The sequence below is a fragment of the Spirosoma radiotolerans genome (assembly GCF_000974425.1).
GTDB lineage: Bacteria > Bacteroidota > Bacteroidia > Cytophagales > Spirosomataceae > Spirosoma > Spirosoma radiotolerans.
In genome coordinates, this window is sequence record NZ_CP010429.1 from 4,584,225 (window position 1) to 4,605,323 (window position 21,099).

19 protein-coding genes and 1 tRNA gene are annotated in these 21,099 nt (G+C 49.4%); 10 read left to right on the top strand and 10 right to left on the bottom strand.

Going from position 1 to position 21,099, the window contains the following annotated elements:
• Nucleotides 1-65: 65 nt before the first annotated feature.
• The 6 genes from SD10_RS18605 to SD10_RS18630 all read left to right on the top strand — a co-directional run bounded on the left by SD10_RS18605 (nt 66) and on the right by SD10_RS18630 (nt 7,346).
• Nucleotides 66-1,157, top strand: coding sequence for an agmatine deiminase family protein (locus tag SD10_RS18605; protein WP_046575791.1), 1,092 nt, complete (start codon nt 66-68; stop codon nt 1,155-1,157).
• 87 nt (nt 1,158-1,244) lie between these two features.
• Nucleotides 1,245-1,583 carry a hypothetical protein gene (locus SD10_RS18610; RefSeq protein ID WP_046575793.1) on the top strand — a complete coding sequence of 113 codons (339 nt, stop codon included), beginning with the start codon at nt 1,245-1,247 and terminating at the stop codon, nt 1,581-1,583.
• 12 nt (nt 1,584-1,595) lie between these two features.
• A complete protein-coding gene (locus SD10_RS18615; protein ID WP_046575794.1) occupies nt 1,596-2,336 on the top strand; it encodes a hypothetical protein in 741 nt (246 codons plus the stop codon).
• A 91-nt stretch (nt 2,337-2,427) separates the two neighbouring features.
• Complete coding sequence (locus SD10_RS18620) at nt 2,428-4,809, top strand: peptidylprolyl isomerase (protein WP_046575796.1); 2,382 nt, start codon at nt 2,428-2,430, stop codon at nt 4,807-4,809.
• A gap of 61 nt (nt 4,810-4,870) precedes the next feature.
• Nucleotides 4,871-6,253, top strand: a complete 1,383-nt coding sequence (locus tag SD10_RS18625; protein WP_046575797.1) for a peptidylprolyl isomerase — start codon at nt 4,871-4,873, stop codon at nt 6,251-6,253.
• Nucleotides 6,254-6,383: 130 nt separating this feature from the next.
• Nucleotides 6,384-7,346, top strand: coding sequence for an AAA family ATPase (locus tag SD10_RS18630; RefSeq protein ID WP_046575798.1), 963 nt, complete (start codon nt 6,384-6,386; stop codon nt 7,344-7,346).
• 135 nt (nt 7,347-7,481) lie between these two features.
• On the opposite strand, the gene SD10_RS18635 is transcribed toward SD10_RS18630, so the two are convergent.
• From SD10_RS18635 to SD10_RS18650, 4 genes are all read right to left on the bottom strand, one after another.
• A complete protein-coding gene (locus SD10_RS18635; protein ID WP_046575800.1) occupies nt 7,482-7,673 on the bottom strand; it encodes a hypothetical protein in 192 nt (63 codons plus the stop codon).
• A 60-nt stretch (nt 7,674-7,733) separates the two neighbouring features.
• A complete protein-coding gene (locus tag SD10_RS18640; RefSeq protein ID WP_046575801.1) occupies nt 7,734-8,738 on the bottom strand; it encodes an ABC transporter ATP-binding protein in 1,005 nt (334 codons plus the stop codon).
• A gap of 47 nt (nt 8,739-8,785) precedes the next feature.
• Nucleotides 8,786-10,408: an NADP-dependent glyceraldehyde-3-phosphate dehydrogenase gene (locus SD10_RS18645; protein ID WP_046575802.1), complete on the bottom strand. Its 1,623-nt coding sequence runs from the start codon at nt 10,406-10,408 to the stop codon at nt 8,786-8,788.
• Nucleotides 10,409-10,607: 199 nt separating this feature from the next.
• On the bottom strand, nt 10,608-10,970 hold the full coding sequence (locus SD10_RS18650) for a hypothetical protein (RefSeq protein ID WP_046575803.1): 363 nt from the start codon (nt 10,968-10,970) through the stop codon (nt 10,608-10,610).
• 441 nt (nt 10,971-11,411) lie between these two features.
• Between SD10_RS18650 and SD10_RS18655 the strand changes: the two genes are divergently transcribed.
• The gene (locus SD10_RS18655) at nt 11,412-12,434 is read left to right on the top strand and encodes an LLM class flavin-dependent oxidoreductase (RefSeq protein ID WP_046575804.1); all 1,023 of its coding nucleotides are present in this window, start codon (nt 11,412-11,414) and stop codon (nt 12,432-12,434) included.
• Nucleotides 12,435-12,480: 46 nt separating this feature from the next.
• Here SD10_RS18655 and SD10_RS18660 read toward each other — a convergent pair whose 3' ends face one another.
• The 4 genes from SD10_RS18660 to SD10_RS18675 form a co-directional block, all read right to left on the bottom strand.
• On the bottom strand, nt 12,481-13,407 hold the full coding sequence (locus tag SD10_RS18660; RefSeq protein WP_046575805.1) for a pirin family protein: 927 nt from the start codon (nt 13,405-13,407) through the stop codon (nt 12,481-12,483).
• Nucleotides 13,408-13,631: 224 nt separating this feature from the next.
• Nucleotides 13,632-14,459, bottom strand: coding sequence for a helix-turn-helix domain-containing protein (locus SD10_RS18665; RefSeq protein ID WP_046575807.1), 828 nt, complete (start codon nt 14,457-14,459; stop codon nt 13,632-13,634).
• Nucleotides 14,460-15,431 (bottom strand): aldo/keto reductase, encoded by a 972-nt coding sequence (locus SD10_RS18670; protein WP_046575809.1) that lies wholly within the window; start codon nt 15,429-15,431, stop codon nt 14,460-14,462.
• Nucleotides 15,432-15,568: 137 nt separating this feature from the next.
• The gene (locus SD10_RS18675) at nt 15,569-16,186 is read right to left on the bottom strand and encodes a DUF6273 domain-containing protein (RefSeq protein ID WP_046575810.1); all 618 of its coding nucleotides are present in this window, start codon (nt 16,184-16,186) and stop codon (nt 15,569-15,571) included.
• Between the two features lie 51 nt (nt 16,187-16,237).
• Here SD10_RS18675 and SD10_RS18680 point away from each other — a divergent pair, with 51 nt between their 5' ends.
• The 3 genes from SD10_RS18680 (at nt 16,238) to SD10_RS18690 (ending at nt 19,558) form a co-directional block, all read left to right on the top strand.
• The gene (locus tag SD10_RS18680) at nt 16,238-17,815 is read left to right on the top strand and encodes a glycoside hydrolase family 43 protein (RefSeq protein WP_227699017.1); all 1,578 of its coding nucleotides are present in this window, start codon (nt 16,238-16,240) and stop codon (nt 17,813-17,815) included.
• 321 nt (nt 17,816-18,136) lie between these two features.
• On the top strand, nt 18,137-18,436 hold the full coding sequence (locus tag SD10_RS18685) for an ArsR/SmtB family transcription factor (protein WP_046575811.1): 300 nt from the start codon (nt 18,137-18,139) through the stop codon (nt 18,434-18,436).
• Nucleotides 18,437-18,451: 15 nt separating this feature from the next.
• Nucleotides 18,452-19,558, top strand: a complete 1,107-nt coding sequence (locus tag SD10_RS18690) for an NADH:flavin oxidoreductase (RefSeq protein ID WP_046575812.1) — start codon at nt 18,452-18,454, stop codon at nt 19,556-19,558.
• A 164-nt stretch (nt 19,559-19,722) separates the two neighbouring features.
• Here the strand turns inward: SD10_RS18690 and SD10_RS18695 are convergent, their stop codons facing one another.
• A complete protein-coding gene (locus SD10_RS18695) occupies nt 19,723-20,580 on the bottom strand; it encodes a phosphotransferase family protein (protein WP_046575813.1) in 858 nt (285 codons plus the stop codon).
• 405 nt (nt 20,581-20,985) lie between these two features.
• A tRNA-Leu gene (locus SD10_RS18700) sits at nt 20,986-21,072 on the bottom strand.
• Nucleotides 21,073-21,099: the final 27 nt, after the last annotated feature.

Sequence of the window (21,099 nt, forward strand, 5' to 3'; positions counted from 1 at the left end):
CCCTTGGCTCTACCGCTTGAGCTGTATATTTTGTGTACTTTTGTCGTTGAGTTTCTAACGTTCGCATGACTACACAGCCCTTGGCAGAAACGCCAAATCAACCATTCATTCCCGCTCGTGAGGGATTTTTCTTTCCTGCCGAATGGCATCCGCACGTAGCAATCTGGCTTAGCTGGCCCCATACCGAAGCGTCCTGGACCAGGGAGCGGCAGGAATTGATGTTTCCGGCTTACATCGAATTTATCAAAGCCATTGCTGAAAGTGAACAAGTCTGTATCAATGCGCACAATGAGGAGGTGATGCAGGCCGCTACCCTACGCTTGCTGGCTGCCGGTGCCGATATGAACCGCATTACTTTATTGCCTCACCCGACCAACGATTCGTGGTGCCGCGATCATGGCCCGGCCTTTCTGATCAATCCCCAAACAAAAAAGCGGATGATCGTGAATTGGGGCTACAATGCCTGGGGCAACAAGTACCCTCCTTATGATCGCGACGACCGGATTCCAATAGAAATTGCCCAGTATCGCCAGTTGGATTATGTAACACCGGCAGCCTCCACGGGGAGCATCATTATGGAAGGCGGATCAGTGGAATTCAACGGAGCTGGAACCGTATTGACCAGTCGCGCCTGTCTGCTCAATCAGAACCGGAATTCGCACCTGACCCAAGCCCAAATCGAGCAGTATCTACGGGATTACTATGGGGTTCAGCAGGTGTTGTGGGTTGAAGAGGGCATCGTGGGCGATGACACCGATGGCCACATTGATGATACGGTTCGTTTTGTGAATGAGGATACCGTACTAGCCGCTTACGAAGCGAACCCGCAGGACGACAATTATCCGTTTTTACAGGATATTCACCGCGAGCTTCGGGAGATGCGCCTGCTAAACGGCAAGCCACTTACCATCGTCGAACTACCCATGCCCGATCCCGTTTACAGCGACGGACTGCGTTTGCCTGCCTCCTACGCCAACTTCCTGATTACCAACAAATCGGTTATCGTGCCGACTTTCCGATGCGACAAAGACCAACTGGCTTTAGACATTATCGGTTCGTGCTTCCCTGACCGCAAAATCATTGGTATTGACTCAACCGATATCGTGTGGGGCCTCGGCAGTTTTCACTGCCTGAGCCAGCAGGAACCTTCTGTTTAGATGTATGATGTAGGGTGTATGATATATCGACTACCCATAAAAACCATAGCATACATCTTATAGTATACACCCTATATCCTTAAAAACGTGTACGACAACAAAACCTTCCGTTCCGTCACGAACACCAGTAACGGCGAAGTGAGTCACGAGACACTTTTTCACTACCATCAACAGGATAAAGTTGTCTGGGCAGAGTATGCAGGCGGTGGAATTGTGAAGGGTTTTCTGATTGCCGTCGTTCTGGAAGGTGGCATTTTGGATATGCGGTATGAACACGTAAATACGCAGGGCGAACTGATGACCGGCCGTTGTTCCTCTACCCCCGAATACCTGCCCGACGGCCGGATTCGGTTGCACGAACAATGGCAGTGGACAAGTGGTGATGGTTCTTCGGGGTCGTCCATTGTTGAAGAAGTTCCTGCCTGAATTAACAAACTCATGAAAATAGGCTTCGATACTCGTTCGCGATTCCTTATAACATTCTTTCGCTCTATCGCTCTTTCACTCATTGTATGTAGTTGCACCCGCCAGCCTGCGCTAACGGCCGAATTGACGCCCCGATCTCTAAAGGCGATAAACTTAGAAGAAACGCTGAGTCGGCGTGACGAGCTGATGATGGCGTACTCGCTCACCAGCTACGATGCAAACAATAAAGCCGTGGCCGTTGTGAATGGTGGCTGGGGCGTCGAATCCGTACAGAAAGACCAACAACTTGACTTACAGGCAACTTCGCCACAGGGCGACCATAACCCGGCTAAGCCCGTAAGTTTAAGTCTGCCCCGGAATGGGCGCATCGTGGCCTCGCTGGTACTCATTGAAGTAGACGATTACAACCAGGCGAGACAGACGATGGCGAAAATTCAGAAGATCCATAACCTGATCGCCGTACCGGCAGGTTTGCTGTTAACGGCTACCGAAGTGCTGACTCCGTTAAAATACGTATCGGCTGGGCTGGTAGCGTCTGGCGTCGGCCTGCAACTGCTGGATAAACTTGACGATGACGACCTGCTGGGGCAGAGCAGTGTGGAGTTGCGGGAAGCGGACATTCGTCAGAAAAATCTGCGATTTATTCGGGTACCCGCTATTTTTACGGGGCAAAAGCTAAAGGACTCATTTGAGTACCGGCTTGAGTACGACATCAGCCTTAAGTCAGTGAAAATCCGGCCCGTGCGCCAATAAGGGCGCTTGTATAGCGTTGCTTACTCATACCGAATGTTTTTCCTGCCGTATCTGTTTTACTAACATAGTTAACATTACTTTTCCAGACGCTATGCGCCATTTCACCGGCGGCTTCTTGCTGGCTCTACTTGTAACAGCCTGTAAAACAGCCGCACCAGTTGTTCAGCAAACACCACCAGAACCCGTTATTCTGACGCTGGGAAACAAAGCCTTTACGACCAGCGATTTTTTTCAGTCATTTACCAAGAATCAGCTCTCGTCTGATTCAGCCCAACGAACCGACATAAAAAATTACTTCGATCTGTACACCAATCTAAAGCTGAAAGTGCTGGCTGCCGAAGCCGGTGGCCGCGACACGACCGAAGCGTTTCGGGAGGAAATGAGTACCTACCGAAAGCAGTTGGCGCAGTCGTATTTAACGGATAAAGTGCTGGTGGAGTCGCTGGCGGCCGAAGCCTATCAGCGGATGCAGACGGAAGTCAACGCATCGCACATTCTGATTCCTGTTTCTGAATACGCTCTCCCTGCCGACACCCTGACGGCGTACCAGACAATCCTCGCCTTGCGCAAACAGGCACAGGATGGAGCCGACTTTGCTAAGCTGGCGCGCGAAAACTCCAACGATGTAAGAACGGCCGAAAACGGCGGCAATCTGGGCTACATCTCCGCTTTTGGCGTTGTCTATCCGTTAGAAACAGCCGCCTTTACTACACCCGTTGGCAGCGTTTCGGCCCCCGTCCGTACGCGATTTGGCTATCACATTGTTAAAGTAAACGATCGGCGGCCAAGCCGGGGCCGGGTGCGGGTGGCGCATATTCTGGTTCAAATGAGTCCGTCGGCTAATGAAGCCGGGCAGAAAGCGGCCAAAGAGCGAATTGATGGCGCTTATGCCCAGCTCCAAAAAGGGGCATCGTTCGATCAGGTTTGCCGCCAGGTTTCCGACGATGCGACATCCAGGGCCAACGGTGGTATATTACCCACGTTTGAACCTGGCCGGTGGGTACCCGCTTTTGAAGATGCGGCTTTCGCGCTGACCAAACCGGGTGATTATTCAAAGCCCGTTCGAACCAATTACGGCTGGCACATTATCAAACTCATCGAACGCAAACCACTGGACTCCTACACGACGCTGGGCCCTTCTCTGCGGCAACGCGTAACGACCGATAGCCGGGCGGACATTCTCCGACAGGCAACCGTACAACGCCTGCAAAAAGAGTATGCCGTACAACCCGACCAGACCGTCTTACAAAGTGCGCTGGCTAAAGCCGACAGCAGCTTACTGCGTGGCCAATGGCGCTTTAGCGAACCACTCGACCCGGCCCTGCAAAACAAGACGCTTGTATTGATCAATAAGCAGCCCTACAGTGTCAACCAGTTTTTTGATTACGTTCGGCAAAAGCAGCAGCCTCCGCGGAATCCGGCAGTAGCCGCCACCAGTCCGGCACCATCGGCAGTGGATCGCCCCGTTGGGGGTTCGCCAGCGATTGCCATGCATCGACTGTTCGACCGATTTGTGGGAGATCAGTTAATGTCGGTGGAAGAAGCGAATCTGGACAAAAAGTCGCCTGAATTCCGGGCGTTGCTCAATGAAATTAGAGATGGTGTACTGCTTTCGCAGGTTATGGAGCAAAACGTATGGGAACGCTCGATGGTCGATTCGACGGGCCAGCGGCAATATTATGAGCAGAACAAAGACAAATACCGGTTTCCTGAACGGGCCTTGGCGACTATCGTCGTTGCCCAGAACGATAGCCTGCTGAAACAGGCAACTACGCTGCTCAGCGGACGCCCCCCCTATCAGCTTCGGCGTTCGGCGACTCCGCTCACGTTTGCTAAAAGTCAAACGACGTTAACGCCCACTCTGCGCGAAAGCCTGTTTGATGTTCTGGTCGTGATGAGCGCCAATCCTGACTATCTTGTCGAAGTGAGTGGTTCGCATGACCCTACAGAACGCGATTCGGTTTCGGCCGGGCGCATCAGGCAAGTGGTTAGTTATTTGCAGAAAAATGGCATTTCCCTCAACCGCATCATGGAAAAAGACTTTCAGGGTGCGCGACCGGGAGCTACTAAAGATGCCCAGCGCAACGTATCTTTTCAATATTTCAGTAATGCAAAAGATGACATCGCGAAAGTTATAAACAGCAAATCGAATCTTCCCGCGACCGGAGCACCTCGCCCTGCCGACAGTCCGGCCGTAATCATTACAACGGGCTTATTTGCCCGGGGTGAAAATCCCTATCTCGATAGCATTACCGATTGGAAAGTAGGCGCAACGCCTTTGCATCGCGACAATAAAGCTATTTCCGTGACTATTGAACGCCTTGAACCGGCTCGGGTCAAAACATTTGCCGAAGCAAGGGGGACTGTCATCAATGAATACCAGGCGACCCTCGAAAAGCAATGGCTGGCCCAGCTCCGGCAAACCTATCCGGTGAAAGTCAACGACGATGAAATCCGGAAGCTGGCAAAGTAAATTAACTCTTAAAATTGCTTAAAACGCAGAGTAACAACCATTCTCTGCTTATCTTTATTCCATGAAAAAAGTAATCAGCAGTGCGCTTGTGATGTTGGTCGGTTGGTTTCTGACCATACCCACCTTTGGGCAAGGCCAGGGCGTTAGCCTGAACAGAATTATCGCTAAAGTTGACAACTACTACGTGCTTCAGTCCGATCTGGAAGAAGCCTACCAGTCGTACGTTGGCCAGAACCAGACACCCCCACAAAAATGTCAGTTACTGGAGAGCCTTGTCATCAATAAAATGATGCTGGCCAAAGCCGAAATTGACTCCGTGGTGGTCGACGACAAGATCGTCGACAGCGAACTCGATTCGCGGATGCAGTACATGATTCAGCAGTTCGGCTCCGATAAAAACATCGTGGAAGCCTACGGTAAAAGTCTGGAGATGCTGAAAAGTGAGTTGCGGACGCAGGTGAAAGACCAGAAGATTGTTCAGAAAATGCAACAGAAAATTACGAGCGACGTAAAGGTAACTCCGCGCGATGTTCGTAAATTTTATGATGGCATCCCTAAAGACAGCCTGCCCTACATACCTGCCGAAGTAGAAGTAGGTCAGATTGTTCGGTTTGCGAAACCAACCAAAGAACAGAAAGAGGTATTACGTCAAAAACTGCTCGACTTCAAGCAACGGGTTGAAAAAGGCGAAGACTTTGCCAAGCTGGCCAAAGAAAATTCAGAAGACGTTGGCTCGGCGCAGAATGGGGGCGACCTCGGCTTTGCCAAGCGTGGTATGATGGTCGCGCCGTTTGAAGGAGCCGCCCTCAAACTAAAGCCAAATCAGCTTTCAGACGTCGTCGAGTCGGACTTCGGCCTCCACCTTATTCAGTTGATCGAAACGCGCGGTGCCGAATACCATGCTCGGCACATTCTGCTTCGGCCCGATTATAACCGGCTGGACGTTTCGGGCCCCACGCATTACCTGGATAGCCTCCGGAATCTGATTCAAATCGACTCGCTGAAGTTTGATAAAGCTGCCAAAGAGTATTCTGAAGACAAGAATACCGCCGATGCGGGTGGATTGATTCGTGATGCTCAGTCGGGTAGCAGTCGGCTGGCGATGGATGGAACGATGGAATATGCAATGTTTCAGATGCTCGATACCATGAAAGTTGGTAACGTTTCGGCGCCACTACCTTACCGTACGGAAGATGGTAAAAGCGCGGTACGATTATTGTACTTCAAAAGCAAAATCCCCCCGCATACGGCCGATTTCACAAAAGATTTCGAGAAATTGCAGGCCATCGTGTTAAGCAACAAAAAGAACCGTGCTATCGACGACTGGTTCAGAAAATCCATCGCCGACGTGTACATCACTGTTGATCCTGAGTACCATGGCTGTCGGATATTCGGCACCACGCAGGGCAGCGCAGCGACGCTGAGCGGTGGAGGAAATGAATGATGAATTAGGGTTGATGAATTAAGAATTGTAGCATTTATAATTTATAATTCATTATGTCCCAGTGACCTGGGTTTATTCATCACCGCGCGGGCGGCCCCATTTTAATTAATCATTTTTAATTGTATAAATTGTGCCCTACTCATCGGATGTTGCGGCTGCCGAAGCCCTTACAGTTTCCTATCAGAAATTAAAAACTGAAATTGCAAAAGTTGTTATTGGTCAGGATGAAACGGTTCGCTTGCTGTTAACTGCCATTTTTTGTCAGGGGCACTGCCTGTTGGTTGGTGTGCCGGGGCTGGCCAAAACGCTGTTGATTCAAACCATCGCTGGCGCGCTCGATCTTGATTTCAACCGGATTCAGTTTACGCCCGATTTGATGCCATCGGACATTCTTGGTTCTGAAACGCTGGATCAGGAACGCAATTTCAAATTTATCAGAGGCCCTATTTTCGCTAATATCATTCTGGCCGATGAAATTAACCGGACTCCTCCCAAAACGCAGTCGGCCCTGCTCGAAGCGATGCAGGAATACTCCGTAACGATTGCGGGTCAGAAATATGGCTTAGGTCGCCCCTTCTTCGTGTTGGCTACTCAAAACCCAATCGAGCAGGAAGGTACCTATCCCCTACCTGAAGCGCAGTTGGACCGGTTTATGTTCAATATTTACCTGGATTACCCGTCGTATCAGTCGGAGGTAGACATTGTCAAAAACACAACGTCGGATAAGCGATACGATGTGCAACGAGTCATCACCGGCGAAGAAATCAGGGAGTTTCAGCAGCTCGTACGTCGGGTACCAGTGGTCGATAATGTCATTGAATACGCCGTTTCTCTCGTCCACAAGACCCGGCCCAACACCGAAAAAGCGGCAGCCGATGCTAACTCTTATCTGGAATGGGGAGCAGGCCCACGGGCTTCACAATCGCTGATTCTGGCCGCTAAATGCAATGCCCTGCTATCAGGTAAGTATTCGCCCGATATCGAAGACGTCCGGGCCGTAGCGTTGCCTATTCTGCGTCACCGGGTGGTGCGGAACTTCAAAGCGGAAGCGGAAGGTATATCGGTTGAGCAGTTGATTAAGCGCCTACTCTAGAATAACAAGATTATAGTTCAACCCAGAGGCACAGAAAGCACAGAGGTTAAATCATTATACACCTCTATATTCTCTGTGCCTCTGTGGTTAATGAACTTATTCTTTTACCTGTAGAATTCAGTGGTTGAAACCCACTTAATAATCATCTTCATCTTTCAGGTTGGTTTTCCCTAAAAAGTCATCTTCGCCCATACCGGTCGATTTATCGTCTACGCCGGAAGCGTCTACATCGTCGGTCTTTTCACTGACCAGGTACCCTTCTTTCAGGTCTTGCTGTCCGGTATCCCAGGTTTCTTCGTTTTTCTTATTGGGTTGTTGATTTTCCATAACGCGTTGTCGGTTTTGTTTACTGTACAACCCAAAATGAGGCATCAAGTTTGATTGGCCTTAAGGTTTCAGTGCCCAAACAGCTTCAGCGTCTACTCGAATACCAACCGACTGACCGACATGTAGATCAGTGCGAGTAGTCAGCAAACGAAGGCATACATAACGCGACAGCTCGACCTCCAGCTCGTAATGGCTACCCTTAAAAAACAACGCCCGAATAGAGCCGCTAACCCCTCCTTCATGCAGCTGAATTTGTTCTGGCCGCAGGCAAATTAACTCATTAGGATTATCCTTTTCCGGTAAATCGAGCATAGGCAAATGCTTCGCTTTCAGAACGTTGACCGGACCAGTCATGCGGGCGGCATAGGCGGTAGCGGGCTGCTGATACACCTCTACAGGCGTACCCAGCTGTATCAATCGACCGTCGCGCATAATACCCAGCGAGTCGGCAATGGATAGGGCATCGGTGGCGTCATGTGTCACCAATAAACAGGATGTCGGGTCCGGCCCGGTCGTATCCTGACGAACCATATCGAACAGCAGGTCACGGACAATGAGCCGGTTGGGTAGATCGAGGTGGCTGAATGGTTCATCCAGAAGCAAAACGGCGGGCCTGTCGGCAATGGCGCGGGCGATGGCCGTACGCTGCTTTTCTCCACCTGACACCTGGCGCGGCAGCCGGCTCTGTACATCCGTCAACCGACAAAGTTTCAGCAGTTCGTCGACCCGAAAATCGCGGTAGCTTTTTTCAAAGAACCGAAGTGCATAACTGATATTGTCCCGCACTGATACATTCGGCATAAGCTGGTACTCCTGGTGTACCAGTCGAATGTCTTTATGTCCGGCCACCAATACTTCCGCTGGCCCCATCACCCGTTCGCCGTTCAGCCTGACGTCGCCAGAATCAGCATTGGTCAATCCGGCCAGCAAACTCAACAGGGTGCTTTTACCCGACCCGCTGGCCCCAACAAGTGCCATAATCCGGCCAGGTTCAAGGTGCAGGGTAACATGCCGGATAGCAGGCACATCGCCGTAGGCTTTAGTAAGTTTAGTAGCAGTGAGCATACGTAAATCGGTAAGGCCCTGAAGACCTTACCAATTTTGACCAGCCTTTAAAAAATGAAGTTTGTACTCAGGAATTCAGACTTGTGATTGCCCACAATATCATTCAGAATCTCTTTGTTGGCTGGCGTGTCTTTCGTGGCCACCGCCGACCGAATGGAAAATGAACGGAGCGCATCTTCCACAGACAAGGTGCCTTCGGCCGAGTCTTTCCGGCCTGTGAAGGGGAACGTATCCGGGCCGCGCTGACACTGGGCGTTGATGTTGACCCGGCTAACCAGATTTACTAACGGGTCAATGAGTCGGGCAATTTTTTCGGTATCCGTACCAAAAATACTGGCTTGCATGCCATGATCATCCGTAATGAGGTAGTCGATAAACTCTTCGACATCATCGAAGGGAACAACCGGAATGATTGGGCCGAACTGCTCTTCCCGATACAGTTTCATACCCTCTTTAACCGGATAAACGACCGCCGGTCTGAACAAGGATGCGGAAACCTCACCCCCGCCCTCGTTGACAATCGATGCGCCATGCGCTTCTGCATCCTGGATACAATCGGCCAGGTAATCGGGTTTACCTGGTTCCGGAAGTGGCGTAATCTGCACCCCATCGCTCCAGGGCATGCCTGGCTTCAGTTTACTTACTTCCGCACTGAAGCGTTTTAAAAATTCATCGGCTACGGAGCGATGTACCCACACAATTTTTATAGCCGTACACCGCTGGCCATTAAACGAGAGGGCGCCCAACAAGCATTCTTTAACCGCTACATCCAGGTCGGCATCGGGCAAAATGATCGCGGCATTCTTGGCATCCAGGCTCATAATCGACCGCAGCCGGTTCAGTTTCGGATGTTGCCGCTGCAACTCATCAGCCACCCGGCTGGAGCCAATCAGGGTTAAAACATTTACTTTTCCCGACTGCATAACAGGCGGAATGACATTGGCCCCGCGGCCGTATAGCGAATTAACAACGCCTTTCGGAAAGCTGGTACGAAACGCTTCGAGCAGTGGATAATGCAGCAACGAACCATGTTTGGGGGTTTTAAACAAAATGGTATTCCCCATTAAAATGGCCGGAATCAGTGTCGTATAGGTTTCATTTAACGGGTAATTAAAAGGCCCCATTGCCAGTACAACCCCTAACGGCGACCGCCGGATCTGACCGATAATTCCCTCTTCCATGCGAAAACGGGACGAGTTTCGGTCCATCGTTTTCAGCGTATCGATGGTATCGTAAATGTATTTTACGGTCCGATCAAACTCTTTGGTCGAGTCGGCCAGGTTTTTGCCGATCTCCCACATAATCAGATTAACGACCAGCTTCTTTTGCTCAAGCATTTTACCAACAAACGTCTCCATGCAGCCAATGCGGTCGGCGACCGACATTTGTGGCCATTCACCCCGTCCATTATCATAGGCCTCTACAGCCGCGTTTAGGGCTTCAAGGGCTTCATCTGGTCCCGTAACGGGAAAGCTACCCACCAGTTTACGCTCCAGTTTACCATCGGCACCTGGAATACAAATGGGCGAAAAAACTTCGGAAACAGGGCCATCCCACGGGCGCATTTCGCCGTTGAGCAGGTATTCGCGCTGGTGGATGGGTTCGATACGGTAGTCGGCCGGAATCTGATCTTCTGTCGGAAACAGTTGGCTAAGTCCTTGGGTGTTCATCGTAGAGGGAACAAATTGGAAAAGAAACGCTGGCAAACGTCGCCATTCGCCCGGCGAATTCCAACCCAACTGAAAACAAAATTGGCCAATCCTCAGAGAGAATCAGCCAATTTGGTTGTCCTGTTCGCTTTTATAAAAGGGTCTGGTGCTTGTTTTTGCAAAGGCTTACTAGTTTTCATTCTATAACTGAGCAGAAGGGCTAATCTTCGAATTTCACCGTCGCCATGTCCCAGGCCTGTTCATCAAAAAGCGGGAAATAAAAATCACCTGCTGATACAGCACCAGGCTCAACAGGGATATAACGTTGACTTACAGGCGCCTTCAATAATTGCTGCCATTCATTTTCCAGTTGTTTAATGGGCGTTGAAAAAAGTTTCCCATCGAAGCCATCCACTGGAAGTTGTATGGAGCGATCATTATCAATAAGCTCTGCTTTAACGATCTGTTTACCTTTTGCGGAAAGGGAGCTCATTACATCCAGAGCAAATTCCAGGCTAGTAAACCACCAGGAGAAATCCCGGCTGTGGCCATATTCGTCAATTGCGGTAAAGGCTAATAACATACAAGTCAGCTAGTTTAATGCACACAAAAATTACAGATATTCGTTGTTATACAAATTTTATTTACTATTTGGTAACATAAAATTTACCAAAGCAAATTATTATACATTTATTAATAGAATTACGAATAAATTTTATTTTACGTACTAGAAAAGTAATAAATTTTACATTAATAATTTTAAATCAGGCAGTAATAATACAAGCTATTCGAAATAAATCAGCCCTAATTGTTACCGGAACGTACTTTTGAATAACACTAGCCTGCTTATGAATGAAATTGTATGTTGAGCACCTACACAGTTGTCAAGACAACCTGCCGTTGATTAATAGACACGCAACCCTAATCACTTTTTTGGGGTTCTGGTGTCGGATGAACGATCTGGTCAACTAGCCCTAGCGTCATTCAACGTAACATCACCATCACAGAAGACTTGACAAAGAGTATGGAAATTGGGATAGATAGTTTCGCGTCGAACCTGCTGGAAAACGGAATCAGTACAACACTAAGTGGTCATGAGGCTATGAGTCAGTTGCTTGACCGAATTGATTTAGCTGACCGGCTTGGGCTCGACGTATTTGGTATTGGGGAGCATCATCGTCCGGAATATCTGGATTCAGCGCCGGCCGTTATTTTGGCTGCGGCAGCAGCCCGTACTAAACGTATCCGGTTAACCAGCGCAGTAACGGTGCTTAGCGCAGCCGACCCGGTGCGGGTGTTTCAGGAATTTGCCACACTCGATCTTATCTCGCAGGGCCGGGCCGAAATGGTTGTAGGGCGAGGCTCTTCCATTGAAGCATTTCCTCTATTCGGATTCGATCTCAACGATTACGATACGCTGTTTGCCGAAAAACTTGATCTGCTGCTTACCATTCGGGATAACGAGCATGTGCACTGGTCCGGAAAATTCAGACCAGCGCTTACTGGCCAGGGAATTTATCCCAGACCCATACAAAATCCCCTTCCTATATGGCTGGGCGTGGGGGGTACACCAGCCTCTTTTGTGCGGGCCGGTACGCTGGGCTTGCCGCTTATGGTCGCGATTATTGGGGGCGATACCCACCGGTTTCGACCATTGGTGGATTTATATCGTGAAGCAGGTCGCCGGGCGGGTTATGCACCTGAGCAGTTGCCAGTAGGTCTGCACTCACTAGGTCATGTAGCCGAAACGTCGCAGAAAGCCGCCGACGAGGTTTATCCTGGCTATGCCCGTACGTTTAATAAACGCTCTCTGGAGCGTGGCGGACCGCCCGTAACAAGGGCTCAGTTCAACGCGCAACTCGGGCCGCTGGGAGCCTTATTAATCGGGAACCCCGAAGAAGTAGCGGCTAAAATACAGCGGCATAGCCAGGCACTGGGCGGTATCTCCAGGGTGACCTTTCAACTGGATGTAGCCGCCTTGCCTCATGACAAGCTTATGCAGACAATTGAGTTACTGGGCAATCGGGTGGCACCCCTACTGCGTTGACCATTGGAGTAAGGTACTATTTACGAATTAATCTGGCGGGGCGGTTTCAGGAAAGTGGCTGTGGCGGTGGCGTTCCTGTTCCCGACCCCGCCGGCTTTGATCGATCCTCAGGCAAAGCGACAAACTCGGTATTATCGTTTGGCGGTAACGGAATACGGCCCGCTTGCCAGTCGGCTTTGGCCTGCTCAATGCGTTCGCGACGGGACGATACGAAATTCCACCAAATGAAGCGTTCACCCAGCGGTTCACCACCCAGCAGCAGTAAGGTGCAGATGTCGTTCGCCTTCAGCACGGGATCAACGCCATTGGTAAACACCAGCAATTGCCCTACCCCATAAGTATGCCCGTTTACTTCGACACTTCCTTTGGCCACATAAGCCCCGCGTTCGCTATAGCCCTGTGGCAAGCCAAAATGAGTACCAGCTTGCAGCACAACGTGGGCATAGTATAAAGGGGAATGCGTTTTGACGTCATTCTGTAACCCAAACGCCCTACCCGCAATCAACCGTAGCCATATACCTGTATCAGTAAAAATGGGCAGCTCGTGTGGTAAATAGTTATCGAATGTAGGGGCATTTTCCTCCACTGTTTCGGGTAATGCTACCCAGGTTTGAATCATTTCCAGGGTGCCATTAGCCAGCATCGCCGGATCTTCGAACCGCTCTGAGTGGGCTATTCCCCGCCCCGCCGTCATCCAGTTTACTTCGCCCGGCCGAATAATCTGCTCTACACCCAGACTATCCCGATGAGTGACCTGCCCATCAAAGAGATAACTCACCGTCGATAACCCGATATGTGGGTGTGGTAACACGTCCATATTGGTCAGTTGCCCCGGCCCCAGACTGACGGGTCCGGCATGATCCATAAAAATAAACGGCCCCAACATACGTCGCAGCCGGTAAGGTAGAATCCGCCTGACATTGAATCCATTACCAATCGAAGCAGGGCGAGCATCAATGACTGAGTCTAACATAAGCGTGATTAGGGCTAACTATAAGTCGGTCGGTTTATTTGTGCGTTCTTGTTTGGTCAGCGGAGACCCTTTTCAACAAATCTAGCAAAACGAGAAGAGATTAAAACATAAAAAGACACTGATGATTCAGTGAGTGAGATGCCACTGCAACGCCGGTCCGAGAGGATGTGATGGCCTTAGAAAACGTAGGGCCGCCCCTGCGGGCGTTTTATGGGACGAGCAAATCACTTTGGAGAAAGACCATAATTCAGGGCAGTAGGCGCCATGCCGAACTTCTTCTTGAAGGAATAAGAGAAGTGTGACAGGCTTTCAAACCCCAAGTCGAGGTAAATGGCCGAGGGTCTTTGATGTTTGGTTTCGATGAGGTGCTTTGCTTCAGTCAGCCGTTTGTCCTGCAGCCATTGACGTGGCGGAACACCGAATGTTTTTACAAAATCGCGTTTGAAGCCTGCCAGGCTGCGCCCAGTAAGCTGCGCGAATTTTTCGACGGGGACATTAAAATGAAAATTACTAAGCATGAACTTTTCCAGATCGATCTTGTAAGGCGCTGAAAAGTCGAACAAAAAGTTGCGAAGTCCTGGCAAGGCCAGTAGTAATAATTTAACGCCTTCCTTCACTTTTAGGATGCCCATTTCGTCTGTCATGGCAGCTCCCGAGTTGCGGGCATACGGAACGATGGATTGAAAATACCCCTGCAGGAATTCGTTAGATGGAATTAAGAGGTTTGGCGGACCGATATATTTTCGGTCCGCGTCGAGCTTTTCTTCTAATACGATCCTGCGTAACAGATCCTCCTGCAGGGATATCACGATTGTTTCATAGTTCCCGCCGGGTAGCGGTGTTTTGGTAAGTGTACCCAGTTGATTTTTGCCAATCAGCAGCATTCCTCCACCCGTCATCGAAATGATTTGCGCCGAGGTTTCTAAAGTAAACTGGCCTGAAACCTGCAATATTAAGGTATGGTGGTTCCAGAAGCATACTTTCTCTTTCCGCTCAGCAGAGAGGTAAGAATAAAAGATTACGCCTGGGAGGATTTCTGCTGGACTGGTCATTTAGCGTTGTAAATAAGTGCCGCCAAGTATAGCGCCTATTGCAAACGTAGTGTTTAACGTATTCATTTCTTCGGGCGTAAACACAATATCCATTGCGGCCATATTTTCCGGCAAACGCGACCGGCGACTCATGCTTACTAAAGGCATAATATGATCGCCCTGGGCATTTACCCAAGCGATGGCAACCTGTGTGGGTGTAAACCCTTTATTGCTGGCCAATTGCTTCAAGACCTCAACTTTTTCCAGATTATGAAGCAGGTTCTCCCCTTGAAAACGAGAGAAATGAGTCTGGTAATCGCTTGCTGCGAGCGGTGCTTTCATTTCACCGGTCAGTAAGCCTTCCGCCGTATTGGCGAAAGCTACCACACTGATGCCCAGCTCTTTTGCGGTTGGCAGCAGCTCGCTTTCTATTTGGCGATCGGCCAGCGAATAACCAATTTCCAGCGCGCTGATGGGGTAAACGTCGTTGGCTTTACGAAGTTGGTCAGCCGTAATTTCCGATACGCCAATGTAACGCACCTTGCCTTCTTTAATCAGATCGGCGACCGTCCCGATGATGTCTTCTACCGGCACGCTGTTGTCCATCCGGCAGGGCTGGTAAAGGTCAATGGTTTCGATACCCAAACGAGTCAGCGAGTAGTTGATGAAATTCTTGATGGCGATGGGGCGCAGATCCAATCCTATGGGGTGGCCGTTGTGAAAAATGGCGCCGAATTTTACGCTGATGAAGGCATCATCGCGTCTTCCTTTAATGGCTTTGCCGATCAGCATTTCGTTATGACCTGCACCGTAGAAATCCCCGGTGTTCAAAAAATTGATACCATGATCCAGGGCTTCGTGGATCGTAGCTATTCCCTCTGTTTCATCAGGTGTAGGACCGCCCCAGATAGAAGACATACGCATACAGCCCAAACCAAGTTTGGAAACGAGCGGGCCATTTTGACCCAAATGGATTTTTGTGCTATTTTTCATGATACAAAGATCAACCGGCAAAACACGTGCTAGTTTCTTCTACGGCTCAACTATTTTGCCCGTACGGCTCATTTAGTCCATCTTTGCCATCTCTGAGCTTAGGATCATGGCGTTTTCGTCTGTGCCGTCTCCTGTATTTAGTTTTCTTTTGAGCGTTCATTTCCTGGTGAACATTGATCGTCGAGCCACAACCATAAAGCGGGACGAACACCGCCAGCATCTCGGGGCTTGCCGAAGACGCCGTTGCCCCGGACATAAACATGACCGTTTTTGTTTATACTCGCGACCGTGCGGCCGTAATAGCCCGGCGACCGAAGCCGCCACCAGTGGAAATCAGTAGCGTATTTGGCTTGTCGGGAACCGTTGTTTTCGTCATCAATAAACCAGGTTTGTCCGCTTTTATTTCCCAGTTTTGCGCTGCTGTCGCCGAAATACAGGCAAACCTCCTGTAGGCTTAGTAAAAACAGGTGGTCAGTGGTGTCTTGACCACCTGTTGTGTTGAACCACGGATTATCAAAATTCTTGTTTATAACCTTAATGATCCTTGCCTTCTCGTCTTGGCTGAATGTATTGTAGACTTCATGGTTAAGGTATTGTCTTAAAGCGCAATCTGCCCAAGTTATGTCTGCAAACTTGTTGTGATACCAGCGTAGTTCTAGTATATCTTGGGTAATAATCAGCGCCTTGCGGTTATCTTCAATAGCAAGCACTTGCCAATTATAGTTGCCGAAGGTTATTACATCCCATTTTACCATTATTTTACTATCGGTCTGGCCAACGGTTATACGATTAAAATTGTCCAATTTATGATGAGAAAACTTTTTCTTACAATTATTAGTACCCTGGTTGTTGCCTTACAGGCATTTGCCCAATCAACTCATTCACCTAACCCTGGGATCACCTACACGAACCCAGTTATCGCCGGGGACTTTGCCGACCCTTCCATTATTCGGCTTGGCGATACTTACTTCGCCGTTGGTACATCCTCGGAATGGGGGCCTGTCTTTCCTATTTACACCTCAAAAGACCTGGTAAATTGGACCTACATGGGGCCCGTGTTCAACGAAATGCCCCCATGGACGATGGGCAGTTTCTGGGCTCCAGAGCTTTTTTATCGGAAGGGCACTTACTATCTGTATTATACCGCTCGGCGGAAAACAGACCAGCGCTCGTTTATTGGCGTGGCTACCACGCGCGATCTGACAAAGGGATTCACCGACCATGGTTTGTTACTCGAATGGACGACAGAAGCGATTGACCCCTTTGTTATTGATGATCAGGGCAAATTATTCATTACCTGGAAAGCCTATGGCCTGGATCGGGGCAGACCAATCGAAATTCTGGGAGCTGAACTGTCGGCCGACGGACTCAAGGTGTCGGGGCAAGCGTTTCCGCTCATCAAGGCTGAACCTGCCAATTGGGAAAAGGGAGGAATTGAAGGACAAACGATTTTCAAACGAGGTCGCTATTATTACATGCTCTATTCGGGCAACACCTGTTGCGGAGCGCAGTGTAACTACCAGGTTGGTTTAGCCCGGGCCCAGACCCTACAAGGGCCCTGGGAAAAATACCCTAACAATCCTCTGTTAATCAGCGATAAAACCTGGAAATGTCCGGGACACGGAACCATAGTAGTAACACCTGATCAACGGTATTTTTATTTACACCATGCTTACAACGGCGTCGATTTTACGTTGACCGGCCGCCAGGGCGTGTTGAGTGAGTTAATTTGGGATGACAAAAGTCAATGGCCCGCTTTTCGGTATGGACGCTCAACGCCTAGGCAGGCTGACTCACCGCTTCAGGCTACTCAGAAACAGCTGCCGAACCTAACCGTTGATTTTAGCCAGGCCCGTAATAATGTTCCCTGGGTTTGGGATGTAAGCCTTCGCAAGCCAGCTTATAGCGTTCATCAGGGTCAATTGCAGCTCATCAATCAGGGGTCAAGCCAGATGGGTACCTTTCTGGGGCTAGTTATCAAAAAAGGAACCTATACTATGTCGTCCGACATTATTCCCCAAGCCGATCTGCTGCAAAGTTTGTGTCTGTATGGAGATGCCCAAAACCAATTGGGCATCGGCATTCGGCCGGGATCACTTGAACTCTGGCAGATTAAAGCGGGAAAACGTCAACTTATAAAGTCGCAGCCAATACCGGAAGGTACCCCGTTGGTTACGCTACAAGTACGGAGTAAGGCAGACTCGTTTTATGAGTTCGGCTGGCGTATTGAATCCGGTCCGTATAACCGGATAACGGATGCTCCGCTAGATGGCGCTTTTCTGCCTCGTTGGGACCGGGCACCCCGTATAGGTATCGGCCTGAGTGGCAAAGACCAGGGGAGTAGTCGGGTTCGTGCAATGACAATTCAGTACGATGCGTTCTGAGTTCGTTTGCAAACCGGTTTACCTTTGTCTGTTAACGCCCTGGGAATGGGCAGAAGTGCGTCTTTGCCTGCTATAGGTTGCCTATTTTCGCCTGTGATCGACTGAGTTGTTCCGGCTTAGCAACACACCCCATACTGCAGTAGAAACGTCAAGACCAAACTCCAGCTAGCAGGACTGATTCTATTATTCACGCCTACTCTATCGCTCTTACTTAAGCGCCCCATTAATTGAGATCATGACAGCCTGCAAATATCATGATCTCATTTTTTATAATAATTGAGCTCATTTCTACATATCGGGAAAAGTCGATATATTTGTCGCATGGAACAGGTTGATGTGTTCAAAGCGCTGTCCAATAAGACGCGACTGCAAATGCTGGAATGGCTTAAAGAACCAGAAATTAATTTTCCGGGCCAGAAAGAATATGGATATGACCAGGGTGTATGTGTTGGCCAGCTCCAGGCGAAGGCCAGCCTCACCCAGTCAACTGTTTCCGAGTACCTCTCAATCCTGCAGCGTGCCGGGTTTGTCAAAGCCACCCGCAAAGGGCAATGGACCTACTACAAACGTGACGAAGCGGCCTTTGAGCGCTTAAGTAAACTTATTTTGACAACGCTGTAATACAACCATAAAAAGATGAGTACCCAAAATTTGTTCAGGCCGTTTCAGTTGAAAACACTGAAGTTAAGAAACCGTATTGTGATGGCGCCGATGACGCGCTCGTTTTCACCCAATGGCATTCCTACCGAAAAGGTAGCCGCTTATTATCAGAAAAGAGCGGAGGGCGAGGTAGGGCTGATTTTGTCGGAAGGCACCGTCATTGACCGCCCCTCATCCTCCAACGATGCCAATATACCCCATTTCTATGGGCAGCAGGCGCTGGCAGGCTGGCAACGGGTTATTGATCAGGTGCATGCTGCTGGTGGGCAAATGGGGCCGCAAATATGGCACATGGGCATTATGGATAACCACCCTTCTGGATGGGTCCCCCCTGTGCCCTTTGAAGGACCGTCGGGGCTCAACCGGCCAGGCTTCACGAATGGCTCGACCATGACCCAGAAAGACATTGACGACACGATCCTAGCCTTTGGCAAAGCCGCAGCCGATGCCCAAAAAGCAGGGTTTGACTGTATCGAACTTCATGGGGCACATGGCTATCTGATCGACCAGTTCTTTTGGGAAGCTACCAATCTGCGTACTGACGCCTATGGTGGTAAAACCCTGGCTGAGCGTACGCGTTTTGCCACGGATGTGATTAGAGAAGTTAGAAAACAGGTAGGCGAAGATTTTGCCGTTATTATCCGACTGTCACAGTTTAAACCCGCTGAGTACACCCATAAGCTGGCTAAAACACCGCAGGAAATGGCAGCCTGGCTTGAGCCGTTGGTGGATGCTGGCGTCGATGTGCTTCACTGCTCACAACGTCGTTTCTGGGAACCTGAATTCGATGGGTCAGATCTTAACTTTGCCGGTTGGGCCAAAAAGCTGACCGGCAAAACCACCATCACGGTAGGTTCGGTGGGCCTTACAGGTGAGTTCTTCGGAGCTTTTGCGGGCGAAAGCTCACAACCAGCCTCTCTGGACGAGCTAAATAGACGAATGGACCGGGGAGATTTTGACCTGGTAGCTGTGGGCAGGCCGATCCTGGCTGATCCCAATTGGGTAACCAAAATAAAAACAGGCCGAACCAGTGAGCTGAAAGGTTTTAGTAAGGAGGCTTTCGCCGAACTGATACTGGATTAAGCGTGTAACAAAGCGATCTTTGTTTATTTAGTACTGTAAGAAAAAGCCCCATAGGGGCTTTTTCTGTTTAAACAGACTTACACTAGCTCATAAGTGACGGATTATAACCAACAGAAAAAGAGCTATTCCAACGATATACCTCCCTAACCTGACAAAGGTATAATTTAGTGTTCAGCCAGCCAGCTCATTGCATTGTCTAACACAAGAGTGGCATGGTCGGAATCGGTACCCATATCAGCCAGTTCGACCAACAGTAGCACGCTGGTCAGGATTGAAACGCGTTCCCGATCAAGTTGACGTCCAGTGAGCTGTTCATATTCAGTCATCACCCGCCCGGTTAGGTCGGGCGAAATAAAGTTGGTATAGATGAATTCCTGGTGCAATTCTCCAAAGCCAGCATCGCCAAAGTCATATAAGCCAACCAGTTGTTGACGGTCATGATGAAAGGCCATGTTCCAACCGTGACCATCAAAAAATCCATAGATGATGCCGTACGGATCATCAGGCAGGTGGGCCCATTGATCAAGTATCTTTTTTGCTTTGATAAGAAGCGTATTGGATAAATGCGGTTGAATTCCCGCTAGGATAACCTCAGGCGTTGGCCATGGATCGAGGGGCAGTGCCCCAGCCGCCTGCAGTAAGGAAGGCTGGATGGCGTGAAGCTCCCCGTAAAATCGCGCTAGCTCTTTAGCTAATCGTTGCTTTGCCTGATTACCCAGCAATTCATATTGCGCCGTTACCAGATGATCACCTTTAAGCTTCGTGTGTTTTGAAAATGGCTGAGCGGTATCAAAAAACACCAGATCAGGGACAGGCAATGTCAACTGTTGATGAACAACGGCAAGCATAGTGGCTTCTCGACGTAAGGCATCAACACTTTCTTGGTCACGAGGAAATTTAAAAATCAGCCTGTCATCTACGTCCACAGCGATAGAATCCCATCCCTGGGTCAGTAGGGTAAACGAAGCCTCGCCCAATTGGGGGAAACTAGAAACGATTACCGCCTTAAGTTGCTCTAGCATAATTGATAGATTGACTGTTCCTGATGAGCGTTTATAACTTGTCAAGTTATCATATCATTCTCTCTTGTCGGGTCGCCGTACAGAAAAATGGCCTTTATTTCAAAATATCATGAGTAGGTAGCTATTTTTTTATTATTGAATAATTCGCTGAGTAGCAGGAATGAGACTCCGATGGCTAATTGCCACCTTACTATTACTGTGGCGATTGTAGTGGACGAAGTAGCTACACGTCCCTGTTCATGCATATTGAAACAAAGAATGAGCTACAAGCACTACATAGTCGAATAAACGTTCAGGGTAGAAATTATACCATTCGACGTCAAAAGACATTTTTCAAGTTATTCCGTACACGACATAAAAGAAAAATGCTTAACCAACTACAAACTAGTTAGTTAAGCATTTAAATGGTACCGGGAGCCGGACTCGAACCGGCATGTCCTTGCAGACAATGGTGTTTGAGACCATCGCGTCTACCGATTCCGCCATCCCGGCGACAGAATCGTCACGCCTGAGCGTGAT

What these genes read in the sequence shown, in the direction of transcription:
- SD10_RS18605 (WP_046575791.1), top strand. Translation starts at nt 66, where the DNA reads ATGACTACACAGCCCTTGGCAGAAACGCCAAATCAACCATTCATTCCC.
- SD10_RS18615 (WP_046575794.1), top strand. Translation starts at nt 1,596, where the DNA reads ATGAAAATAGGCTTCGATACTCGTTCGCGATTCCTTATAACATTCTTT.
- SD10_RS18620 (WP_046575796.1), top strand. Translation starts at nt 2,428, where the DNA reads ATGCGCCATTTCACCGGCGGCTTCTTGCTGGCTCTACTTGTAACAGCC.
- SD10_RS18625 (WP_046575797.1), top strand. Translation starts at nt 4,871, where the DNA reads ATGAAAAAAGTAATCAGCAGTGCGCTTGTGATGTTGGTCGGTTGGTTT.
- SD10_RS18635 (WP_046575800.1), bottom strand. Translation starts at nt 7,673, where the DNA reads ATGGAAAATCAACAACCCAATAAGAAAAACGAAGAAACCTGGGATACC.
- SD10_RS18640 (WP_046575801.1), bottom strand. Translation starts at nt 8,738, where the DNA reads ATGCTCACTGCTACTAAACTTACTAAAGCCTACGGCGATGTGCCTGCT.
- SD10_RS18645 (WP_046575802.1), bottom strand. Translation starts at nt 10,408, where the DNA reads ATGAACACCCAAGGACTTAGCCAACTGTTTCCGACAGAAGATCAGATT.
- SD10_RS18650 (WP_046575803.1), bottom strand. Translation starts at nt 10,970, where the DNA reads ATGTTATTAGCCTTTACCGCAATTGACGAATATGGCCACAGCCGGGAT.
- SD10_RS18655 (WP_046575804.1), top strand. Translation starts at nt 11,412, where the DNA reads ATGGAAATTGGGATAGATAGTTTCGCGTCGAACCTGCTGGAAAACGGA.
- SD10_RS18660 (WP_046575805.1), bottom strand. Translation starts at nt 13,407, where the DNA reads ATGTTAGACTCAGTCATTGATGCTCGCCCTGCTTCGATTGGTAATGGA.
- SD10_RS18665 (WP_046575807.1), bottom strand. Translation starts at nt 14,459, where the DNA reads ATGACCAGTCCAGCAGAAATCCTCCCAGGCGTAATCTTTTATTCTTAC.
- SD10_RS18670 (WP_046575809.1), bottom strand. Translation starts at nt 15,431, where the DNA reads ATGAAAAATAGCACAAAAATCCATTTGGGTCAAAATGGCCCGCTCGTT.
- SD10_RS18675 (WP_046575810.1), bottom strand. Translation starts at nt 16,186, where the DNA reads ATGGTAAAATGGGATGTAATAACCTTCGGCAACTATAATTGGCAAGTG.
- SD10_RS18680 (WP_227699017.1), top strand. Translation starts at nt 16,238, where the DNA reads ATGATGAGAAAACTTTTTCTTACAATTATTAGTACCCTGGTTGTTGCC.
- SD10_RS18685 (WP_046575811.1), top strand. Translation starts at nt 18,137, where the DNA reads ATGGAACAGGTTGATGTGTTCAAAGCGCTGTCCAATAAGACGCGACTG.
- SD10_RS18690 (WP_046575812.1), top strand. Translation starts at nt 18,452, where the DNA reads ATGAGTACCCAAAATTTGTTCAGGCCGTTTCAGTTGAAAACACTGAAG.
- SD10_RS18695 (WP_046575813.1), bottom strand. Translation starts at nt 20,580, where the DNA reads ATGCTAGAGCAACTTAAGGCGGTAATCGTTTCTAGTTTCCCCCAATTG.